Raw genomic sequence first — 22096 nt, 5'->3', positions numbered from 1 at the left:
TCTACTCGACGGCCTTGACCATATCTTCGATGACCTTCTTGGCATCACCGAAGACCATCATGGTCTTGTCCAGGTAGAACAGTTCGTTATCCAGCCCGGCGTAACCACTGGCCATCGAGCGCTTGTTGACGATGATGGTCTTGGCCTTGAACGCTTCCAGGATCGGCATGCCGGCAATCGGCGAGTTGGGGTCGTTCTTGGCGGCCGGGTTGACCACGTCGTTCGCGCCCAGCACCAGCACCACGTCAGCCTGGCCGAATTCGGAGTTGATATCCTCCATCTCGAACACCTGGTCGTAAGGCACTTCCGCCTCGGCCAGCAGGACGTTCATATGCCCAGGCATACGGCCGGCCACCGGGTGGATCGCGTATTTCACGGTCACGCCACGGTGGGTCAGTTTCTCGGTCAGTTCCTTCAGGGCATGCTGTGCCCGTGCCACTGCCAGGCCATAGCCTGGAACGATGATCACGGTGTCGGCGTTGGTCAGCAGGAACGTGGCGTCGTCGGCTGAGCCGGATTTTACCGGGCGTGCTTCTTTAGAGCCTGCTGCGGCACCGGCATCCGGCGCATTGCCGAAACCGCCGAGCAGTACATTAAAGAAGGAGCGGTTCATCGCCTTGCACATGATGTACGACAGGATCGCACCGCTTGAACCCACCAGCGAACCGGCAATGATCAGCATCGAGTTGTTCAGCGAGAAGCCGATGCCCGCCGCTGCCCAGCCGGAGTAGCTGTTAAGCATCGACACAACAACCGGCATATCCGCGCCGCCGATTGGGATGATGATCAGCACGCCGAGCACGAACGCCAATGCCAGCATCAGCGCAAAGGCGGTGAGGTTGCCGGTGAACATGAACGCCAGGCCCAGGCCCAGGGTTGCGAGGCCGAGTACCAGGTTGATCTTGTGCTGGCCGCCAAACTGTACCGGTGCGCCTTGGAACAGGCGGAACTTGTACTTGCCCGAGAGCTTGCCGAATGCGATCACCGAGCCGGAGAAGGTAATCGCACCGATGGCCGCGCCGAGGAACAGCTCCAGGCGGTTGCCCGCCGGGATCGCATCGCCCAGGTGTTTGACGATGCCCAGGGACTGCGGCTCGACCACGGCGGCAATCGCGATAAACACCGCGGCCAGGCCGATCATGCTGTGCATGAAGGCGACCAGTTCGGGCATCTTGGTCATTTCTACGCGCTTGGCCATGATCGAGCCGGCGGTGCCGCCGACCAGCAGGCCGACGATCACGTAGCCGATACCGGCGGTGGCCAGCTCAGCGCCGAGCTTATAGATCAGGCCCACGGTCGTGAGTACCGCCAGCGCCATGCCGAGCATGCCGAACAGGTTGCCGCGTCGCGACGTAGTGGGATGCGACAGGCCTTTGAGGGCCTGGATAAAGCAGATCGACGCGATCAGGTACAGCGTCGTCACCAGATTCATGCTCATTACTTCGGCGCCTCTTCTTTTGCTTTCGGGGCTTTCTTCTTGAACATCTCCAGCATCCTGCGAGTTACCAGGAAACCGCCGAACACGTTCACGGCTGCGAGGGCCACAGCCAGGGTGCCCATGGTCTTGCCCAGTGGCGTAACAGTCAGCGCTGCAGCGAGCATGGCGCCGACAATCACAATCGCTGAAATGGCGTTCGTCACTGCCATCAACGGTGTGTGCAGTGCGGGCGTTACGTTCCAGACCACGTGGTAACCGACATAAATCGCCAGCACAAAGATGATCAGGTTGTAGATACCGGGGGAGATAAGCTCTTCCATCGTCTGAATCCCTGCTTAGGCGTTTTTGCGGATGACTTGGCCGTCGCGGCACATGAGGCACGCGGCGACGATGTCGTCTTCGAGGTTGATTTCAAACTGCCCTTCCTTGTTGAAGACCAGCTTCAGGAAGTCCAGCAGGTTGCGCGCATACAAGGCCGACGCATCGGCGGCGACGGCGCCGGCGAGGTTGGTCGGGCCGCAGATGATTACGCCGTTCTCCACCACCACCTGGTCGGCGACGGTCAGCGGGCAGTTACCGCCCTGGGCGGCAGCGAGGTCGATGACCACCGAGCCGGGCTTCATCTGCGCGACGGTGTCGGCGCTGAGCAGCGTCGGCGCCTTGCGGCCGGGGATCAGGGCGGTGGTGATGACAATGTCGGCCTGCTTGGCGCGTTCGTGCACGGCCAACGCCTGGCGTTGCATCCAGCTGCTGGGCATCGGGCGCGCGTAGCCGCCGACACCGACGGCGCATTCACGTTCTTCGTCGGTTTCGTAGGGGACGTCGACGAACTTGGCGCCAAGGGATTCGATCTGCTCTTTTACCGCAGGGCGCACGTCGGATGCTTCGATCACCGCGCCCAGGCGTTTCGCCGTGGCGATGGCTTGAAGGCCTGCAACACCGGCGCCGAGGATCAGCACGCGCGCGGCTTTGACCGTACCGGCGGCGGTCATCAGCATCGGCATGAAGCGCGGGTAATGATGGGCGGCGAGCAACACGGCTTTATAGCCGGCGATGTTGGCCTGGGACGACAGCACGTCGAGGCTCTGGGCCCGCGAGGTACGTGGCGCAGCTTCCAGCGCAAAGGCCGTGATGCCCTGTTCGGCCAGCTTGGCAATGGTTTCGTTGCTGAACGGATTGAGCATGCCCACCAACACGGTGCCGCTTTTGATCAGCGCCAGTTCGCTGTCGCTGGGGGCGACCACCTTGAGAATCAGCTCGGCGCCAAACGCATCGCCGGCACTGCCAATGGTCGCGCCTGCCGCTTCATAGGCACTGTCGACGATGCTGGCCCTGAGGCCTGCGCCGCTTTGAACAGTGACCTTATGGCCCTGGCCGATCAGCTTCTTGATGGTTTCCGGGGTGGCAGCCACCCGCGTTTCACCGGTCTGGGTTTCGAGAGGTACTCCAATATGCACTTTCTTATTCTCCAACCGCCATGACTATCAGCGTTGGATTATCACACCGGGTTATTGCCGGGATGAAGAGTGCGTATACGGTGCCAACCATAGGCGATGGCTATAGTCAGCGCAGTTGGCGATCCTCGCGCCCCCTATGCCTATCAACACTTCTGCGCTCAGCCAGTGGTGCTAGTCTCTTGCGGAACCGAACGCGCTGTTGAAGAAGACGTGCGTTTTTTCCATGATTACCTCGGCCAATCGGGATCCGGCTTCCCGTTCCTGCGAGCCAGGTAGAGTTCGATGAGGTATCGGGAAATAGAGCGTTGCGACGAAAGCACTGGCAGGGCATCAAGATTGAACCAGCCTGCGTCCTCGATCTCCTCTATTTGCGGAGTAATCTCGCCGGCCAGATACTCGGCATGGAAGCCCATCATCATCGAATGCGGATAGGGCCAGGACTGGCTCGCCATGTACTTGATGGCGCCAACTTCGATCCCGACTTCCTCGCGGACTTCACGAATGACGCACGCCTCCATCGACTCTCCGGGCTCGACGAAACCTGCCAGTGTGCTGTAGAGCCCAGGAGGAAAGTCTCGTGAACGAGCGAGCAAGACCTCATCGCCACGGGTCACCAATACAATCATGCAAGGTGAAATTCTGGGGTAGTAACGCAGTTCACACGCGGCGCAATGCCTGGCCCTTTCATCAGCCAGCGCTTGGGTCGGCGAACCGCAAGCCCCACAAAAACGATGCTGGCGCGCCCACGTACCGATCTGGGCTGCAAACCCAAGCATTCTGAAGGTCTCAAGATCGCGCTCCAGCATCAGGGGACGCAATGCGTGCCAGGAACAACCCGATACTGCATCACAGTGGCTGACTTCAAACAAATGAACCGGCTGATCGTCGTAAAAACCCAAACCGTGCTCTGCGAAGACCTTCAAGCCTTGCGTGCAGGCCCATTTATAACTGAACAGCAATCCCGTCGGCCCCACTAGAAAGCCTTTAGGGCCATGCACGAGCACCTGATGCCGTGTCATTTGAGGGTCAAGTAACACCGGAGTCCAAAGACGCGACATGGAGAATTCTCTATTCGTCCGTTGTAGCTAACGAAGATGAACTGATGTCAGCTGAACACTGATGGAGCAGTGTTCAACTGATGAGTGACGCGATGAAAACGTGAGACCGGATCAGTCCAGAATCTGATGACCGGCGTCACGTAGCACTGCAAGCCCTTCGGCGAACCGGTCTGCCTTGAGCAACAGGAAATCGCCATCAAAGGTGGACACCACAAACACGCCGAAACCGGCTTCGGTCAGTGGGCGCACGACAGACAGGACAATACCGGTCTCGTCAAACGCAAAAGGCCCCACGAACTGCACGCAACTCCAGTCACGATCAATTTTTACGCCCTCGGGCACGCGACTCTGATGGCAAACAATGGACAGCTCATCGGCCGAGCGCGCGATGTTGACGAAACCCTCGCCATCTGCCCAGGCAGGGATCGGGGCTTTGCTGTCCAGTCGAGAAATCGAGTAAGGCTCGGGCAGTACTTTCAGGCGAATGCTTTTGACCAGTTTCATGGAATCTCCGAATGGAAGGGGTTTACAAAGGTTTCACGCGTTGGATCAACGCAGTGGTTTCTACGGTTTTTTCAGGCTGCCTTCCGATAGCCAGGTTTCAGCCAGGCGAACCCAGTAAGTGGCTCCGATCGGCAAGATATCGTCGTTGAAATCAAAACTCGCATTGTGCAGAACACAAGGTCCAGGACCATGGTCGGCGCCACGATGAGCCCCCTCGCCGTTGCCGATGAACACATAGCAACCCGGTTTATGTTCGAGCATGTGGGCAAAGTCTTCGGCGGCCATGGTGGGCTTGCCATCCGTGACGACTTGATCTTCGCCGGCCAGTTCGCGCAGGACCTCGATGCAGATGTTTGTCTCACGAGGGTGGTTGATCAGGGGTGGATAGTCGGATTTAAACGAGGTTTCCGCGCGGCAATCGAAAGCGGCCGCGACGCTGTTGGCGATCTCCCTCATGCGCGTTTCAATCAAGCTCATGGCATCACGGGAAAATGCCCTGAACGTCCCGCCCAACCAAGCGTCATCCGGGATGACTGTCAGGCTTGCATCACTGCCGGCATGAATGTTCGTGACGGAGATCACTGCCGGGTCCTGGGTATCCAGATTGCGCGTAATGATGCTCTGCAACGCCTGGGCGGCGTGCATCAAGGGCTGCAAAGGATCAATGCATTGCTGCGGTAACGCGGCGTGTCCGCCCTTACCAAACAGACGGATACGAAACTCCGTATCGGATGCCATCATCGCCCCCGGACGTACAGCAAACTGTCCCGCCTCCAGACCGGGCCAGTTATGCATACCAAATACTGCATCCATCGGGAACAGGTCAAAAAGGCCCTCTTCGATCATGCGCCGGGCCCCAGCATCACTTTCTTCGGCCGGCTGGAAAATGAAATATACAGTTCCGTCAATGCGTCGGGTACGCGCGAGTTCAAACGCTGCAGCCAACAACATTGCACAGTGACCATCGTGGCCACAGGCGTGCATTTTTCCTTCGTGGATGGAGGCATGATCGAACTGGTTGTGCTCCTGGATCGGCAGTGCATCCATGTCCGCCCGTAAGCCGATGGATTTGTTGCCGGTACCGCATCGCAAAATACCTACCACTCCGGTACCCGCAAGCCCCCGGTGAACCTTCAACCCCCACGACTCGAGCGTGCAAGCAATCAGATCAGAGGTCCTTTGCTCTTCGAAGGCCAGCTCCGGATGGCGATGGATGTCCCGCCGCAGGGCATAGATCGCCTCGGGCACTCTGATCCAGTCTGTGTTTTTCATCACCACTCTCCGGCCAGATAGTTGATCGATCACTTGAGGTCTAATGCAAGAAACTGGCGCAGGCGTGCACTTTGCGGGTTATCGAAAAGCTGTTCAGGCTTGCCCTGCTCTTCAATCTTGCCACCATGCAGAAACACCACTTGAGTTGAAGCGTGCCGAGCGAAACTCATTTCATGGGTCACGACAACCATGGTTCGGCCCTCCTGTGCGAGCTCTTGCATGATTTTCAGCACCTCACCGACCAATTCCGGATCCAGGGCAGAAGTCGGCTCATCGAACAGCATGACCTCGGGCTCGACCGCCAGTGCACGGGCTATCGCTACACGCTGTTGCTGGCCGCCGGACAGGTGTGCCGGGTAGCTGTCGTGGAAACGGGCATCCAGCCCGACTTTCTCCAGATAGGCAATCGCTCGGGTACGAGCCTCTTCCTTGCTGACGTTGAGCGCATGCACCGGCGCCATACTGACGTTCTCCAGCACAGTCATGTGCGCCCAGAGATTGAAGTGCTGAAACACCATCGCCAGCCGGGTACGCAGCCCTTGCAAGGCACGGCGATCCGGGCGGATCGGTTTGCCCGCGCCAACATCGATGCTCAAGTTATCCAGGCTGACCCGGCCGCTATCAGGCTGCTCGAGAAAGTTGATGCAACGCAAAAAGGTACTTTTACCGGAACCGCTCGAGCCAATAATGCTGATGACTTCGCCGCGCTTGGCGCTCAAGGAAACCCCATGCAGGACTTTATGGTTGCCGTAGGATTTGTGGATGTTTTCAACGGTCAGGGCATTCATACCAGGCTGCCTTCTTTCATCAGGGGGACGGAGTGCTCAACGGCTGTTTTGTTCTTGCGGGGCTTGAGGTGCCGCAGCCAGCGTTTCTCGGCACGATTGAAACTGGCAATGATGCAGAACGAGATCATCAGGTACAGCAGGGACGCGAGACCGTAGGTGGTGAACGTCGCATAGGTTTCAGCATTGACGTCACGGGCCACCTTGAGGATGTCCGGCACCGTGGCGGTGAACGCAAGTGTGGTGCCGTGAAGCATGAAGATGACTTCGTTGCTGTAAGCCGGCAGCGCTCGTCGCAATGCGCCGGGCAGGATTACCTTGAGGTTGAGTACCGTGGCACTCAAGCCAAACGCCCTGCCCGCTTCAACTTCGCCCCGACTGCTCGCGCGAATAGAGCCGACCAGTATCTCCGTCATGTAGGCGCATTCATTGAGCACGAAAGCAAACAACGTGCAGCAATAGGCATCGCGAAAGAAGTTGTTGAGGACGGCTGTGTTCTGGATGAACGCCAGGCTGTACAAGCCGCTGTAGATAATCAGCAACTGCACGTACAGCGGAGTGGTCCGAAAGGTGTAGGTGTACAACCAGATCACCGCGCTTAAGGGACGCGAGGACGACACCCGGCCCAGCGCCAAAGGAATCGACAAAACAAAGCCGCCGAGCGTTGAGGCGATCAACAGCATCAAGGTGACAGCCACCCCGCTCCACTGCTGGCCATCGGTCCAGAGAAAACTCTGCCAATAGGTCTGAAAGAGATCGATCATAGTTCGGCCTCCCGCACCCAACCGGCAGAACGGTTCTTGATCCAGTACAAGAGCAAGCTGGAAAAGCCTGACAGGCAGAAATAAACACCGCCGGCCAGCACCATGAACATCAGCGTGTTGTGGGTGCTGCGCCCCGCCTCCTGAGCCGCCATGACCAGATCGCTGAGCCCGATGATCGAGACCAGCGCAGTCGCCTTGACCAAAACCTGCCAATTGTTACTGATGCCTGGCAATGCGAAGCGGATCAACTGTGGCAGCAGTACTTTTTGAAAGGTTTGCCGAGACGAAAGCCCATAGGCACTGGCGGCCTCGGCCTGACCTCGATCGATGGCCAGAAACGCACCACGAAAGGTTTCCGCGAAATACGCACCGTAGATAAAACCCAGGGTCATGACGCCGGCAACAAAGGGGTCAATGTCGAAACGACTCAACGCAAGCTTGTCGGTGACCTGGTTGATCGCGATCTGGATCGTGTAGAAGATCAGCAACATCAACGCCAGATCCGGAACACCCCGGATCAGGGTGGTGTAGCACTGGGCGGGAAAGGTCAGCCAGGGTTTGCCTGACAGTTTTGCCAACGCGCTAATCAGCCCAAGAGACAGAGCCAGAACCAGCGCTACCAGCGCCAGTTCGACAGTGCTCAAGGCGCCTTTCGCAATCAAGGGTAGATACTCAAGCCATTGCATGGCGCATCACTCGCAATAGATGTACAGAACAGATCGACACAGGGCTGGCCAGGACTTTCAACGAACCGTCATGGCCGCAAATCGTGCCTGCCATCAACCGCCGTAGATATCGAAGTCGAAGTATTTGCTGGCGATCTTCTGATAGGTGCCATCCGCCAGCATCCCGGCAATGGCTTTGTCGATACCGCTCTTGAGGTGTTGATCTTCCTTGCGAAGACCTATCGCAGTACCGCTGCCTAACACCTTGGCATCGACGAGTATCGGGCCGGCAAACTCATACCCTTTGCCCTGATCGGTTTTCAAAAAGGCATAGTTCGCCTGCACTTCATCCTGCAATGAGGTATCGATACGGCCGTTCAACAAGTCGGCGTAAACCTGGTCCTGGCTGGCATAGGCCTGCAGCTTGATGCCCGGAACTTTCCAATAAGCACGCGCATAGGACTCTTGAATGGTGCCTTGCTGATAGCCGACCGTTTTGCCCTTGAGTCCGGCGGGTGTCGGCAAGATTCCTGAGCCGCTGCGAGCAACCAGGCGTGTGGAGGGGTTGGAGAGTTTGTCACTGAAGTCGATCTGCTTCAGGCGTTGCTCAGTGATGGACAGACTCGACAATACGCCGTCGAATTTGCGCGCCAGCAGGCCCGGAATCAAACCATCAAAACTGCTCTGGACGTACTCGCACTTAACGGCCATTCGCTTGCAGATTTCGTCACCCAATTCGATATCGAAACCGATCATCTTGCCTTGCGGATCACGGTATTCCAGCGGTGGATAGGTCGGGTCCACGCCCAGGCGCAGCACGTCTTCGGCCTTTGCCCCAGTGGCGCAAAGGAGCAACACCACACAAGCTACAACGAGATTCTTATTCATGATTATTTCTCTATGAGGTAGTTGGCAGACTTCAGGAAGTTTCGATTGGATTGTTGTTATCCATCGCCGGCCCCAGATCTGGCAGGCGATGGGTGATGCTCTTAGAACAGTGTCTTCAGATCCGGGCAGCCCTCGACCAGCTCGCTGCTGCGAATTAACTCGGCAATGCTGGCCATGTCCGGCGCAATGGGCCGATCCACGTTCATTGCCGGTACTTTGCTGCGAATGCTGGCAATCACCGGTGCCAGGCGCGCGCTGTACAACTCGCCGCCGCGCAGATCCAGACCCTGGGCCGCACACAGCGCCTCGATAGAGAGAATCCCGCGCAAGGTACAAGTCATCTCCAGCAGACGGCGGGCGCCGTGAGTGGCCATCGACACGTGGTCTTCCTGGTTACCCGCTGTCGGGATGGTGTCGATGGACGCCGGGGTGGCCCGTTGTTTGTTTTCCGAGGCCATGGCTGCCGCCGAAATATGTGCGGTCATGTAGCCCGAGTGGAGTCCGGCATCGACGGTCAACATCGGCGGAAGACCCGAAAACGCCGGATCGAGAAGCAAGTTGCAACGACGCTCGGAGAGGTTGCCGATTTCGGTAATGGCGATAGCCAACATGTCTGCGGCAAACGCTACCGGCTCGGCGTGGAAGTTACCGCCGGAAATCACTTCACCGGTTTCAACGAAAATCAGCGGGTTATCGGAAGCCGCGTTGCTCTCGATTTCTAAGGTGACACTTGCGTTGCGAATCAGGTCCAGGCACGCACCCAGCACTTGCGGCTGGCAGCGAATGCTATAGGGGTCCTGCACCTTGCCGGACGCTTGGGAAACGGCCCGCATCGGGCTGTCGTCGAGCAGGCGCTTGAAGGCAGCGCCTACGGCGATCTGCCCTGGATGACCGCGCAATGCCTGGATACGCGGGTCGAACGGGCTGGCGATACCCGCCAGCGCCTCGGTGGTAATGCTGCCGATCGCGATGGCGGCCATGAACGCGTTTTCCAAAGCGAACAGGCCGGTCAGCGCCAGTGCGGTCGATACCTGAGTGCCATTCATCAACGCCAGGCCTTCCTTGGGCGCCAGCACGATCGGGGTCAAGCCTGCACGAGCAAGGGCTTCGCCGCCGTCGAGCAGTTCTCCTTCAAACCAGGCTTGCCCCATGCCGATCATAACAGCGGTCATGTGCGCCAGGGGCGCCAAGTCACCGCTGGCCCCCACAGACCCCTGAGCAGGAATAAACGGGATCACGCCACGCTCGCGCATCTCTTCGAGCAATTCCACGGTGCGATACTGCGCGCCTGAAGCTCCACGCCCCAAGCTGGCCACTTTCAAAGCCATGACCAGCCGAACAACATCGGCGTCCAGTGCAGGGCCGTAGCCGGTCATGTGCGACATCACAAGGTTCTTTTGCAACTGGCAAAGATCCGCGTCGCTGATCCGTACGTTGGCCAATTTGCCGAATCCGGTGTTCAAGCCATATACAGCACGACCGCTATCGACCAGTGTATCGACCATCTTGGCGGCTGCTTCGATGCCTGCCCGAGCGTTGTCGCAGAGGCGAGCCGGAGCCCCGTTGTAAATGGCACGCCAGGTAGAAATACGTGTTTCGCCCGGGACAATTTTTTGTAGTGTGTTCATGTATTTTCTCGCTGTTTGTAAATTGAGTTGAAGCGAACTAAATCGGTTTTCGGTCGAACTGGTTGATTGAATGGCGCATGCCCTCCATTTGTGGGTCGTCCTGGCAATCTCGATAAGCCCCCTCGAGATACGGCCGCAGGATTTCACTGGCGCGCTGCCCGCCACGAACCCGTCCTTGCAGGGTCGGCATGCGCTCCATCAACTCAAGCATCAACGCCTCTTCATCGATGCGGGTGATTCGGCCCTGATCCACCAGCTTGCGTCCCCCCACGTACACGTCACGCACAGAGTTTCCCTGTTCGCAAAAAACCAACTGCGTCAAGGCATCGTTGAGCGGCGTGAATGCACTGGTCTTAAGATCGATCAGACAGAAATCGGCTTGTTTACCGACCTCGATCGAACCCGTCTGACCACCTCGCCCGATGGCTTTGGCGCCACCGAGCGTGGCCATGTTGAACGCCTGCATGGCGTCCACCGGGCAGGTGTCGCTTTGATCAAGCAGTGCGTTGGAGAGTGCTGCCAGGCGCATGGCATCAAACATCGAGTTAAGGTCATTGCCATTGTTGTTATCGGTTCCCAGACCGACGTTTACTTGGCGTCGCAGCATTTCGGCGATGGGCGCTACCCCGCTTCCCAGCTTCATGTTGCAGGCCGGGTTGTGCACGACACTGGAGCCTCTTTTGGCAATAAGATCGAGTTCATCAGGTGAGAGCCAAACGCCGTGGGCCAGCACGCTACGGGGCGTTAACAGACCCAAATCGTCCATATACGCGGCCATCGGCTTGCCATAGAACTTTGCAGCGGTGAGCGCCTGGATTCGGGTTTCCAGTAGATGTATCAGGACGGGGCGGTCGTATTGCTCGGCCAGTGCCCAGGTCTGCTGCAGAAAACCGGCACTGCAGCGCTGTGGACCGGAAGGTGAAAATACAAAGCGCACTCGGCCGTTCCAGCTGCGGGCTAGCTCTTGCCAATGCTCAAGCACTCGATCCGCTGCCTGAATCGGCACACTGCCCTTGAGCTCGTTGGGCAGCCGCTCGGCCAGGTAGGGAATACCCTCCTGAAATGGCCGGTCAGACCACGCAACACTCACGTCGGCACGAATGCCAAGATCCGAATAAGCCTGAAACGCCGAATGCACGACCTCCGGTTCCAGATGACCGCCGAAGTGAATGTCATCGACCACAGTGGTGATGCCACTTCGCAGCATCTCGATGCCGTTGAGCAATGTGCGCAGGTACACCTCGCGGGCGGTCCATCCACGCCGATAGGATGGCGGGTTGTACAAGCCCATCCAGATTTCCAGTGGAATCCCGGAAAAACGGCCCTTGTCGAAACGATCATGAGAATGATGGTGAGCGTTGATCAAACCGGGAATGAGTAACTTGCCCCGACCGTCCGTACGCTCGTCGAGATTGACCGTCGAGAGATCGATTCGCGGCGCCAGGCCCACAAAACGATCGCCGTCGATCAATACATCTACGACCTGGGCGGCCGCACCTCCCATGCCGACCACGCTGACCTGTTCGATCAAATGAAGTAGGGCCATGACGACTTCCTATTTTCCGCGGTACTGAGTGGCTTGAGGAGACCACCAGAGAGGAATTTGAATGGCGTTGTCGGTCAACGGCCCTTCCCCTTTGGAAACGGTTTTGGCCATTGGGTAACCGGCTTGTGCATGGCGCACGACACCAATACCCGAGTCCGTTGTCAGGCACGCATCCAGACGCAGATCGGCCTCCTCCGAACCATCGGCAATCATGGTCACGCCGGTATGGGCGGATATCCCCATGGTGCCGTTGGACTGAATCGCCACCAGATCGGCCATCGCCGAAACGTTGAGCAAGGCGTTCAGGTACGGCCAGTCGGAGATCGCGTCGGAGCCGTCGAGCATGTTTTCGGTTTCAAACGCCGGGTTGGCAATCGAACCTGTATCCAGGTTGTCTCGGGAGAAGGCCACCGGGCCTGCCAGTTCACCGGAACGCACCAAGGCGTTGACGGCAAGACCGAAAGCTCGGCGCTGGCCAAACCCTAGGAAGCAGATACGTGCCGGCAAGCCTTCTACCGGCAAGCGGTGACGGGAGGTGGTGATCCAGCGAGTGACGAGGCTGTCGTCCTTGAACATCTCCAGCGCCAGGTCATCCAAACGCGTCTGGTCAGAGACTTCGCCGGAAACACAGGTCCAGCGGAACGGTCCTCTACCGAGGAAAAACAGCGGCCGCACGTATTCGGCAATGCAACCCGGATAGGCAAAGGCTTCCTCTTTGGACATTCCCGCATCGACCGCTTCCTTGCGCACGAAAGTGCCGTATTCAAACACCACCGAACCGGCTTTCTGGAAACGTGTCATCGCTCGTACAATTCGTATCATCGACTGGCGAGAGCTGGCCATGTAGGCGTCACGGTCGGTTTCCAGTAACGCAGCGGCCTCCTCCAGAGTCAGCCCGGAGGGAATCAGCGCAAACGGGTCATGGCACGGGCACATTTCGGTGACGACATCTGGCCGCCAGCCATAGTCAAGCGCCTGTTCCAGCGCATCGACCATGTTGCCCAACACAACGATCGACAGAGCCCGCCCTTCACGCTTGGCGCTCTCCGCCATTTCAATAGCGTCTTCCAGGGAAGCGGCCTGAACATCGGCATATCCGGCGGCAAGACGATCGACAATGCTCTGCTGGCGAATTTCCACGGTGACACTCACACCGCCGTGCATGCTCATTGCCAATGGCTGCGAGCGCCCCATCCCACCCAGACCCGCAGTAAAGAAGATGCGGCCTTTCAGTTCACTGTCGAAATGACGATCTGCCACCAGCGCAAGGGTCTCAAAGGTGCCTTCGATCACCCCTTGGCTGCCGATGTATTGCCACGGGCCGGCGGTGTACGAAGCGAACGCTGTCAGGTTTTGAGCACTGAGGTCATAGAATTTCGGCCAGTCGGCCTTGATCACGTTGCTGTTGGCCATGACCACCCGCGGTGCCAACCGGTGGGTCTTGAAAATGGCTACCGGCATGCCCGATTGAATCGCCAGGGTTTCGTCATTCTCCAGCGCCTTGAGCGACTCGACGATCGCATCATAGCTTTCCCAGTTGCGCGCGGCCTTGCCGATCCCGCCGTAGACAGTCAATCGCGAAGCGTCCTCAGCATTTTCCAGGTTGTTTTCCAGCATGCGCAGGATGGTCTCCTGCTTCCATCCCTTGCACCGCAAAGTACTGCCACGCGCAGCCATGATTTGTTTGGCTTTTTGCTGAGTCATGTCGAGCCACTCTCGCTTAGGTTAATGCGGAAGCACCTTTGGCAGGCTTCCCCTTGAATGGCTCGAATTATTCAAACCTCAGCGACTTAGAACTATGCCAAATGCTGCAAGTGAAGTTGCCACTTGCTGCATGGTTGGCTCGTCACCCGCTGTCGATACTCGCTCAAAGCTTATTCACCTGATGACGAGGCTGATGTATGAGTGATTTTGACATGGTGGTACGTGGACGCATCGTCGACAGCCAGCAAACAGTAGAAAACGGCTGGTTAGCCGTGAGTGACGGACGCATTGCCGCTCGCGGAAGCGGTGAGCCACCTGCGGCCAGGGATACGCTGGATGAGCGGGGACAATGGATTTTGCCCGGTGTAATCGATGGGCAAGTGCATTCGGGTAGTCAGGCCAACCAGGAAGGCCTGGGTTGGGCCAGCCGCGCCGCCGCTGCGGGTGGCATTACTGTCATGGTTGATATGCCTTATGACGACCCCGAACCTGTGGCCTGCGCTGAACAACTGATTCGCAAAGCCCGAGAAGTCGAAGACACCTGTCATGTCGATGTCGGGTTGTTCGCCACTGTCAACGAAACCCACGGAGTGGCAGCCATACCTGGACTGATCGAGGCCGGGGCTTGCGCCTTCAAGTTCTCGACGTTTGAAGCAGCGCCAGGCCGCTTTCCGCGAATCGAAGAGGATCTGTTGGCCGAGTTGTTCACCTTGATCGCACCGTCTGGTTTGGTGTGTGGTGTGCACAATCAGATGCAGGAACTGACTCGCAGAAACATCAGTCGCCTGATCGAAGCCAATGACACCGGTTGGGATGCGTTCCTTCGGGCTCATCCGCCCCTGGTTGAAGACCTCGCCACGGCATTGATCTATGAAATTGGCGCACAAACAGGCGCTCGCGCCCATCCGGTTCATGTATCAACCGGTCGTGGCTTCGAGTTGTGCGAGATGTATCGCCAGGCCGGGCACAAGACGAGTATCGAGACCTGCATCCAGTACTTGATGCTCAACCATGAAGAACATACGCGGCGCTTCGGCGCCAAAACCAAACACTACCCTCCCATCAGGCCCAAGGCTGAAACCGAAAAACTGTGGGATCACATTGCCAAAGGTCATTGCACCTTCGTTTCGTCTGACCACGTCAGCTGGGGTTTGGAGCGCAAAGGTAATCCCAATGTATTCCGTAACTCATCAGGGGGGCCTGGGCTCGAAACACTCCTGCCGGCATTTTGGACCGGCGCCATGGCCAGAGGCCTGGCCCCTTCGCTCGTGGTCCGACAACTCAGCCACAACCCCGCAAAGCACTTCCTTCTAAATGACCGTAAAGGTGATTTTGCGATAGGTCAGGACGCCGATTTTGTGGTGTTGGCACAAGAGCGTTATCGCTACGACCCCTCAATCAGCTTGAGCGCGGTGACGTGGAGTTCATTCGAAGGCATGGAGTTCACGGCCCGGGTCAAGACAACTTACTGCCGTGGCCAGAGTGTTTTCGATCAAGGAAAGATCCTCAACAAACCGGGATACGGCCGCTTCCTTCGCCCTTGCACGCCAACAAAGAGCACGTACTGACATGACCGACTCACCGCTGCAACTGAACATTGACCGTCTCTGGAACCGGGTCAACACCCTTTCGACGTTCACTCTGCCACACATGCCTTGGACCCGGCGCGCCTTCTCACCCGAGTTCGAACAAGCCAGGCACTGGTTGAAAGCTGAATTTGAGGCGGCGGGCCTCACGGTAACCCTGGATGCCGGTGGCAATTTGATCGGTCAACTCGACGGTAGCGAGCCTGACATGAAACCACTTATCAGTGGCTCGCACTGCGACACCGTGGTCGGCGGTGGCCGGTTTGACGGCATCATCGGCGTCTTGGCCGCTCTCGAAGTCGCCCATGCGCTGAAGGACGCCAATCGGCGCTTGCGCCATCCATTACAGGTGATCGACTTTCTTTCCGAAGAGCCCAGCGACTATGGCATTTCCTGCGTCGGTAGCCGGGCGCTCTCCGGTTTGCTGAGCCCTGAAATGCTGGCCTCGCAGAACCGCGCCGGTGAAAGCCTGGCACAAGCGTTGACCCGTATTGGTGGCGATCCAAAGGCCCTCGGCCAAGCGCTCAGGGCCCCCAACAGCACCGCAGCATTTGTTGAACTCCACATCGAACAAGGCCCCGTTCTGGAAAGCCGCGGCTTGCCTATCGGGTCAGTCACCAACGTCGTGGGTATCCGTCGCGTCGGTATCACTGTCCACGGTTTACCTGACCATGCGGGTACCACACCCATGGATCTGCGTCGCGACGCATTGGTCGGCGCGGCTGAGCTGATTCGCGAGGCACGAAAAATGGCCGCCGTCATGAGCGGTAATCCTCACTACGTGGTTGCCACAGTGGGCCGGCTGGACGTGAGCCCCAATGTGCCGAATGCCGTGCCCGGCAAAGTGGAAATGGTCCTGGAGGTACGCAGCGACTCAAAACAGGTACTGCTTGACTTTCCGGAACAACTGCTTGATGGCTGTGCACCCGCACTGGCTGATCTCAGACTGACAGTCGATTCGGTAGCGTTGACCTATGCCGATCCAACGGACTGCTCGCCCATCGTGATTGAAGCCGTCAGCCAGGTAGCTGAACGATTAGGTTATTCGCACAAGACCATGCCCAGCGGAGCCGGACATGACGCGGTTTACGTCGGCGCGACCGGCCCTATGGGGATGGTGTTCGTCCCCTGCCTGAATGGTCGCAGTCATTGTCCTGAAGAGTGGCTGGACCAGCAACAACTGTTGGACGGCACCCGAGTTCTGGCTGAAACCCTGATTCACTTGGATAGCCAGCTCTCCTAAACAATTGACTTGGTGTACAACACTAACAAAAGGCCGAGCGCGACACGTCTTGCTGACGCAAGCGCTCTACTCCCTGCACCTGGAGTATAAAAAGTTGAACACCCCATCGGTTCCCCCTCTGCACGACATTGATTTGAAACACTGGCGACTGTTTAAGGCAGTCGTCGAATGCGGTGGGCTATCCGCCGCCGAAGAGGCGACTGGAATGGGCATTTCCGCCATAAGCCGGCAACTGTCGGATCTGGAAAGTCGCTTCGGTAGTCAGCTTTGCCATCGTGGTCGTAGCGGCTTTCAGCTGACTCAGGAAGGGCAAGTCGCGTACACGGCGATACTTCGCCTGCTCGACTCGATCGACGAATTTCGCGAAACCCTGGCCAGTTCAAAAGGTGAAGTCAAAGGTGAGTTGAGTTTGTGGCTGATCGATCACTGCGCCTTCACACCCAGCAACCCTATTGCATCGGCCCTGCAGAGTTTTTGCACCCGTTATCCGCTGGTCAACCTCAGCATCGGTGTGGCACCACCCGACGCAGTAGAGCGAGCGGTCGCGGAAAAAAAAGCCGGGGTAGGCGTCACTATCTGCAAATCGGACCTTCCGTCTCTGACCTATCAGGTAATTGGCAGTGAAGCCTCTGCGCTGTACTGCGGTCGTCATCATGAAGCGTTCGGCAAAAGCGAAGAAAAGGCCCGCCAGATTGTCGAGCAAACAGCACACTATGTTCGCCGTGGATACCTGGTGCAGGACGCGGCACCTGCCTCGTTCCTCCAGAACTCCTGCGCCCTGGCCCACCATGTCGAGGGGACTGTGCAGCTGTTGTTGAGCGGCGGCTTTGTGGGGATCGTCCCCGACCACATTGCTCAACCCTGGGTGGCGAGCGATGCACTGTATCGCCTGCCACTACCCGAGTTCATGGTAGAGCGCCCGGTGTTTGTCGTCGCTCGTGAATCTCAAGGGGCGTCCAGAACAGCCGGCCTGATGCAGGAAGCAATCATGGACGCTTTCCGACTTACTCAAAGCTAGGCATTTCGCTGGGAAGACAAAGCCTATGCATCGCTCAAGCAATTTCGGTTAACCGTGCTAGTAGCGATTATCGTCACGACAGCATTGATCTTCCTTGTGCAGAGCATGCTCATGAAGTTGCTGATGCGTCCGTTAGCCAACATGAACGGCGCCATGACTGATATCGCTCGGGGTGAGGGAGATCTGACGCGTCGCCTGCCCGTTATCAATCAGGATGAGTTCGTCGAGCTGACAAACGCCATTAATACCTTCACAGCAGGCGGCGAAAAATTCGTAAAGGATGTAGACATCGTGACATACGACACTCTTGCAAGACATAGCTCAAAAGTCCACCATGGAAATTATGTACACAATAGTGCCTTCCTGAAAAATCTGAATCTGGGAGCGTCTACCGCACCCTTTGTCATGAAACTGGCGCCCGGAGGCGACGATTGGAAGTAAAAGTGTCAATGGGTATGCGCCTGCAAGAGGAGCGAAAGCGACTTGGATACAACCAGGAAGATTTTTCCCGCCTAATAGGTATTTCACGAAGAACCCAAGTCAGTTATGAATCGAGGGAAATGAATGCAGGATTACAGTATCTGAGTAAGGCGCAGGCCGAGGGCTTGGATATCTTCTACATTATTTCAGGAAAAACCATCACGGTAGATCTGCACCAGCTAAGCGAATCAGAGGCAAACCTGCTGAAAACCTACCGCAGTCTGGACCAGCAAAACCAAGAGTCATTGATGATCGTTGCTCAATCATTAGCCAAAGACACATCCGCCCCTTCTTCATAAGAAAATCAGCGTATTCATCAATACGTAGATCATTCGAGTACACATCTTTGGTGTTGCTCGCTCACTCCTTCCGTCTGCCACAACTCCCCCATAGTTCAGCCTGCGTTTCTATCCAGCTACTTCTGTCGGCATAAGACGAGAAAACTCTTCTGCCTGTCGCAGGCTCTTTTTTCGTCTCCCGAAACGGCAACCAGCCTCTTGATCGACAGAGACAATAAGTCCACTATGGATAAATATCACACAAAAATGGATCGCAGGCATGGCCCACACCGTAGAAACCAACCTTCCCTCGCAGACTCCAGGCGTTGTGCACAAGCTTTGCAAGCACACGTTCAGTGGTGGGGCGAGCCAACGTAGTGCCTACATCCAGGCGGGGTTGCATGCCGACGAACACCCAGGACTACTTGTCATCCAGCACCTGCTGAATCATCTGCAACAGCTGGAACAGCAAGGTCTGATTAACGGCCGAATCGTGGTCAGGCCTTTCGCCAACCCAGTCGGCATGGGGCAACAAGTCTTTGGCCAACTGCCTGGACGCTTCAATCTCGCCAATGGTGAAAACTTCAACCGCAACTTCCCGAACATCATTGCCAAGCTGGAGTCCGTGCTGACAACGATGCGACCCGCTCATAACGACACTGCGGCAATGAAGGCGCTGATGCTGTCTGCACTCGGGGATTCGATACCGGCCGAAACAGTCGCCGCTAACAAATACTTGTTGTTGCATGAGGCATTGCAGCACGACCTTTTTATTGACCTGCACTGCGACACCTCCAGCATTTTGCACATCTACGCCAACCTTAATCAGCGCGAACGTGCGCTACGCCTTGCGACAGGCATGGGGGTCAAGGCGGTATTTCTAGAGGAAGAAGCCGGCGGTTTTCCGCTGGACGAGGCCTATGCCAAAGCCTGGAAGACGTTGTACTCCAAGGAATTCGTGGACGCGGAGCATCTCGGATTCTCCGCTACCGTCGAGCTGCGCGGCCAAGCCGATGTTGAAGATGACATTGCCGAACAAGATGCATTGGGCTTGCTCCGCTTTCTCTGCGCAGAAGGTCTGATTCGACAGAAAAACGCCTCGGAACCCCCCATCAAAGCAGAACAGGTGATCGTCTACCCGTTGGAAGGTGTCGCCCATCTGGAAGCAACCGCCACAGGCATCATTGCCTGGAAAAAAGCACTCGGCTCAACCGTACAGCGCGGTGACATCATCGCCGAAATCCTGCCGCTGGACATGCAACTCGGAACGCCGCGTCTTCCGGTAGTGAGTCCTGTGAATGGCGTTCTCGTTGCAAGGCACCACATCAGACTGGTTCGAGCAGGCCAACGAATCGGTATGGCGGCGGGAACCGAACCGCTTCCAGGACGCATAACGGGTCAGCTGATGCACGCTTTCTAAAAGACAGAGTAGGTACAAAACCTATCAACAAGTAATAACGATTCAATTTTCAAGCTGCCTTGGCGAGCCGCTTTTGCGGCTTCACCAACAAAACCGACAATCAACCTGAGGCATGTAAAAATGAAAATACTCGCAGTGTTCAGCGGTCTGACGCTCGCTTTTTCAATGTCCATGACCCACGCAGCAGATCAACCACTGAAAATCGGCATCGAGGCAGCTTATCCTCCCTTTGCTTCCAAGACTCCCAACGGCGAAATCACTGGTTTTGATTACGATATCGGCAATGCGCTCTGTGCAGAAATGCAGGTCAAATGCCAATGGGTCGAGCAGGAATACGACGGCCTGATACCGGCGCTGAAAGTCAAAAAGGTCGATGCGATTTTGTCGTCGATGTCGATCACCGAAGAGCGCAAAAAATCTGTCGACTTTACCGACAAGTACTATCAGAGCCCCGCTCGGCTGGCGATGAAAAGTGGAACTCAAATTGGTGATGACCTCTCCGGTTTAAGCGGCAAGCGTATCGGTGTGCAGCGCTCCAGTATTCATGACCGTTTCGCGACGGAAGTCCTGGCGCCCAATGGTGCAGAGATCGTGCGTTACAGCTCGCAAAACGAGATCTATCTGGATATGAATTCCGGCCGCCTTGACGGAACCGTCGCTGATCAGATCATTCTCAGCGAGTCGTTTCTCAAGCTGCCTACCGGCCAGGGATTCGCCTTTGCTGGCCCGCAATTGACCGATCCAAAGTACTTTGGTGATGGCATCGGTATCGCACTGCGCAAAGGCGATACGCCGCATGTACAAAGCTTCAATGACGCCATCAAGGCATTGAGGGCGAAAGGGATCTACCAGGCCATCAACGCGAAGTATTTCGACTTCGACGTTTATGGCAAGTAATCGCTGATATCAATACTCGAGGGTAGTTCTCTACCCACGCGTTCCTCACTCAATTCGCCGATCCACGCACCAGGCACCGGGAAAAGTTATCTCCGGTGACGTCCTGTGTCTGGTGCATGGATTTATACGCCTTTTGCAAACAGTTAAAAGGTTTGTCGATCATGCTCAAATTGTCCTGCAACACACTGATAGCAACCGTGCTGATGACGGTTCTAACCCAGAGCCAGGCCACTGAAACTGACACCAAGTTTCAGCTTGATGAAGGTAAATGGGCACCCACGACCCGTGCTGCGATCGAACAATTGATCGCGAAACACGCAGTCCCCGACGACACCGCCGAATCAAAGCGCGCCTATGCGGTTTTTGACTGGGACGACACCAGCATCATCAATGACGTTACTGACAAATTCTTCCTCTACCAGATGGATCAACTGGCCTACAAGTTGAGCCCCGCAGAATTCAGCGAAGTGTTGCGCAAGACCATTCCCGATAAGGCGCTGTCGGAATCTGTCAAAAACGTAGCGGGCAAACCCCTCACATTTGCGCAGCTGACGGCCGATATCGAACGCGACTACCTCTATCTCTACAACAACTATGAAGGTATGGCTGGCAAGCAGTCTCTTGCCACCGTTACCCAGACCGATGCATTCAAAGACTTCAAGACCAAACTGTATTTCTTGTTTGGGGCCATCATCGATTCCCACGGGCAACTGGTCGCCTACCCTTGGGAGATATTCTTCTGTGCCAACATGACGGAGAGTGAAGTCGATGCGTTAGCGCTGGCTTCCATTCGACACAGCCTGCAAACCGGCATCGCCAAGGTCGAGCTGACCAGCCCCGAAACCCAGGCGGGACAATCAGGGCAGGTAAAGATCTCGTTCAATGACGGCATGCGTGTTGTCCCGGAGATCGCCAATCTGATGCACGTTCTGCGGCGCAACGGCATTGACGTATTCGTGGTGTCCGCCGGTTTCGAGCCCTTGGTAAGAACCATCGCCACTCGCCCCGAGTTTGGTTACCAGCTCCCGGCCAACCACGTATTCGGCCTGCGCCTGGAGACCAATGACAAGGGCCAGTACCTGGCGCAAAGCAAAAAGGACTACCCGGTCTCCTACCGTGAAGGCAAACCTGCGCTGGTGCGTCAGCTGATCGCTCCCGGCAAAGGCGACCGTGAGCCGGTATTCATTGCCGGTGACAGCAACTCCGATTACGGCAACTTCAGCCTGCTGCCCAAGGTTGAATTGGGGTTGATCGTCAACCACCTGAGCTCTGGGGATTTCGGCAAGGTTTCGCGCCAGGCAGCAGAGCAGCTTGGCAAGCCTAATCCTCGCTGGGTTCTGCAAGGCGTCGATGAAAGTATCGGCCTTTGGTCCCCAAGCGAAAAAACACTGAAAATCGGTAGCACCGAAGCGCGCCTGCTGCGCCCCGACACGCCTTGAATCCGCGTCACATGTAAGCATCACAT

Annotated in this window: 21 protein-coding genes; 8 read left to right on the top strand and 13 right to left on the bottom strand. The window is 56.9% G+C overall.

Annotation, left to right across the window (positions count from 1 at the left end):
* Position 1: 1 nt before the first annotated feature.
* The 13 genes from AC07OP_RS25640 to hutU all read right to left on the bottom strand — a co-directional run bounded on the left by AC07OP_RS25640 (position 2) and on the right by hutU (position 13709).
* Positions 2–1438 (bottom strand): NAD(P)(+) transhydrogenase (Re/Si-specific) subunit beta, encoded by a 1437-nt coding sequence (locus AC07OP_RS25640; protein ID WP_027608003.1) that lies wholly within the window; start codon positions 1436–1438, stop codon positions 2–4.
* Positions 1438–1758, bottom strand: coding sequence for an NAD(P) transhydrogenase subunit alpha part 2 (locus AC07OP_RS25635; RefSeq protein WP_003220416.1), 321 nt, complete (start codon positions 1756–1758; stop codon positions 1438–1440). Before AC07OP_RS25635 ends, AC07OP_RS25640 begins: the two co-directional genes overlap by 1 nt.
* A 15-nt stretch (positions 1759–1773) precedes the next feature.
* Positions 1774–2895 (bottom strand): Re/Si-specific NAD(P)(+) transhydrogenase subunit alpha, encoded by a 1122-nt coding sequence (locus tag AC07OP_RS25630; RefSeq protein WP_495109921.1) that lies wholly within the window; start codon positions 2893–2895, stop codon positions 1774–1776.
* A gap of 227 nt (positions 2896–3122) precedes the next feature.
* Positions 3123–3953 (bottom strand): NAD(+) diphosphatase, encoded by an 831-nt coding sequence (nudC, locus tag AC07OP_RS25625; protein WP_495102932.1) that lies wholly within the window; start codon positions 3951–3953, stop codon positions 3123–3125.
* Between the two features lie 111 nt (positions 3954–4064).
* Positions 4065–4457, bottom strand: coding sequence for an ACT domain-containing protein (locus AC07OP_RS25620; RefSeq protein WP_087694432.1), 393 nt, complete (start codon positions 4455–4457; stop codon positions 4065–4067).
* Between the two features lie 60 nt (positions 4458–4517).
* A complete protein-coding gene (locus AC07OP_RS25615) occupies positions 4518–5729 on the bottom strand; it encodes a M20 aminoacylase family protein (protein WP_495102933.1) in 1212 nt (403 codons plus the stop codon).
* Positions 5730–5758: 29 nt separating this feature from the next.
* Complete coding sequence (locus AC07OP_RS25610) at positions 5759–6517, bottom strand: ATP-binding cassette domain-containing protein (protein ID WP_495102934.1); 759 nt, start codon at positions 6515–6517, stop codon at positions 5759–5761.
* The gene (hisM, locus tag AC07OP_RS25605; protein ID WP_087694435.1) at positions 6514–7278 is read right to left on the bottom strand and encodes a histidine ABC transporter permease HisM; all 765 of its coding nucleotides are present in this window, start codon (positions 7276–7278) and stop codon (positions 6514–6516) included. Before hisM ends, AC07OP_RS25610 begins: the two co-directional genes overlap by 4 nt.
* Positions 7275–7964 carry an ABC transporter permease gene (locus tag AC07OP_RS25600; RefSeq protein ID WP_495102935.1) on the bottom strand — a complete coding sequence of 230 codons (690 nt, stop codon included), beginning with the start codon at positions 7962–7964 and terminating at the stop codon, positions 7275–7277. Before AC07OP_RS25600 ends, hisM begins: the two co-directional genes overlap by 4 nt.
* 93 nt (positions 7965–8057) lie before the next feature.
* Entirely contained in the window at positions 8058–8831 is a 774-nt protein-coding gene (locus tag AC07OP_RS25595) for an ABC transporter substrate-binding protein (RefSeq protein ID WP_087694500.1), read from the bottom strand.
* A 101-nt stretch (positions 8832–8932) separates the two neighbouring features.
* Positions 8933–10459 carry a histidine ammonia-lyase gene (hutH, locus tag AC07OP_RS25590; RefSeq protein ID WP_495102936.1) on the bottom strand — a complete coding sequence of 509 codons (1527 nt, stop codon included), beginning with the start codon at positions 10457–10459 and terminating at the stop codon, positions 8933–8935.
* Between the two features lie 37 nt (positions 10460–10496).
* Positions 10497–12005, bottom strand: coding sequence for an amidohydrolase family protein (locus tag AC07OP_RS25585; protein ID WP_495102937.1), 1509 nt, complete (start codon positions 12003–12005; stop codon positions 10497–10499).
* 9 nt (positions 12006–12014) lie between these two features.
* Positions 12015–13709 (bottom strand): urocanate hydratase, encoded by a 1695-nt coding sequence (gene hutU / locus AC07OP_RS25580; RefSeq protein WP_495102938.1) that lies wholly within the window; start codon positions 13707–13709, stop codon positions 12015–12017.
* Positions 13710–13906: 197 nt separating this feature from the next.
* Between hutU and ertD the strand changes: the two genes are divergently transcribed.
* From ertD to AC07OP_RS25540, 8 genes are all read left to right on the top strand, one after another.
* Positions 13907–15277 carry a hydantoin-5-propionate amidohydrolase gene (ertD, locus tag AC07OP_RS25575; protein ID WP_495102939.1) on the top strand — a complete coding sequence of 457 codons (1371 nt, stop codon included), beginning with the start codon at positions 13907–13909 and terminating at the stop codon, positions 15275–15277.
* Between the two features lies 1 nt (position 15278).
* Positions 15279–16538 (top strand): N-carbamyl-l-glutamate amidohydrolase ErtE, encoded by a 1260-nt coding sequence (gene ertE, locus AC07OP_RS25570; protein WP_495102940.1) that lies wholly within the window; start codon positions 15279–15281, stop codon positions 16536–16538.
* A 94-nt stretch (positions 16539–16632) separates the two neighbouring features.
* Complete coding sequence (locus AC07OP_RS25565; protein WP_495102941.1) at positions 16633–17556, top strand: LysR family transcriptional regulator; 924 nt, start codon at positions 16633–16635, stop codon at positions 17554–17556.
* A 111-nt stretch (positions 17557–17667) separates the two neighbouring features.
* On the top strand, positions 17668–17997 hold the full coding sequence (locus AC07OP_RS25560; RefSeq protein WP_495102942.1) for a HAMP domain-containing protein: 330 nt from the start codon (positions 17668–17670) through the stop codon (positions 17995–17997).
* Positions 17988–18335 (top strand): helix-turn-helix domain-containing protein, encoded by a 348-nt coding sequence (locus AC07OP_RS25555; protein ID WP_495102943.1) that lies wholly within the window; start codon positions 17988–17990, stop codon positions 18333–18335. The genes AC07OP_RS25560 and AC07OP_RS25555 overlap by 10 nt, the downstream gene beginning before the upstream one ends.
* 259 nt (positions 18336–18594) lie before the next feature.
* On the top strand, positions 18595–19734 hold the full coding sequence (locus AC07OP_RS25550; protein WP_495102944.1) for a succinylglutamate desuccinylase: 1140 nt from the start codon (positions 18595–18597) through the stop codon (positions 19732–19734).
* Positions 19735–19854: 120 nt separating this feature from the next.
* The gene (locus tag AC07OP_RS25545) at positions 19855–20631 is read left to right on the top strand and encodes an ABC transporter substrate-binding protein (protein ID WP_495102945.1); all 777 of its coding nucleotides are present in this window, start codon (positions 19855–19857) and stop codon (positions 20629–20631) included.
* Between the two features lie 116 nt (positions 20632–20747).
* On the top strand, positions 20748–22070 hold the full coding sequence (locus AC07OP_RS25540) for an HAD family hydrolase (RefSeq protein WP_495102946.1): 1323 nt from the start codon (positions 20748–20750) through the stop codon (positions 22068–22070).
* Positions 22071–22096: the final 26 nt, after the last annotated feature.

This window comes from Pseudomonas sp. GW821-FHT09D08 (genome assembly GCF_059416305.1).
This window is presented reverse-complemented; position numbering and strand designations above follow the sequence as displayed.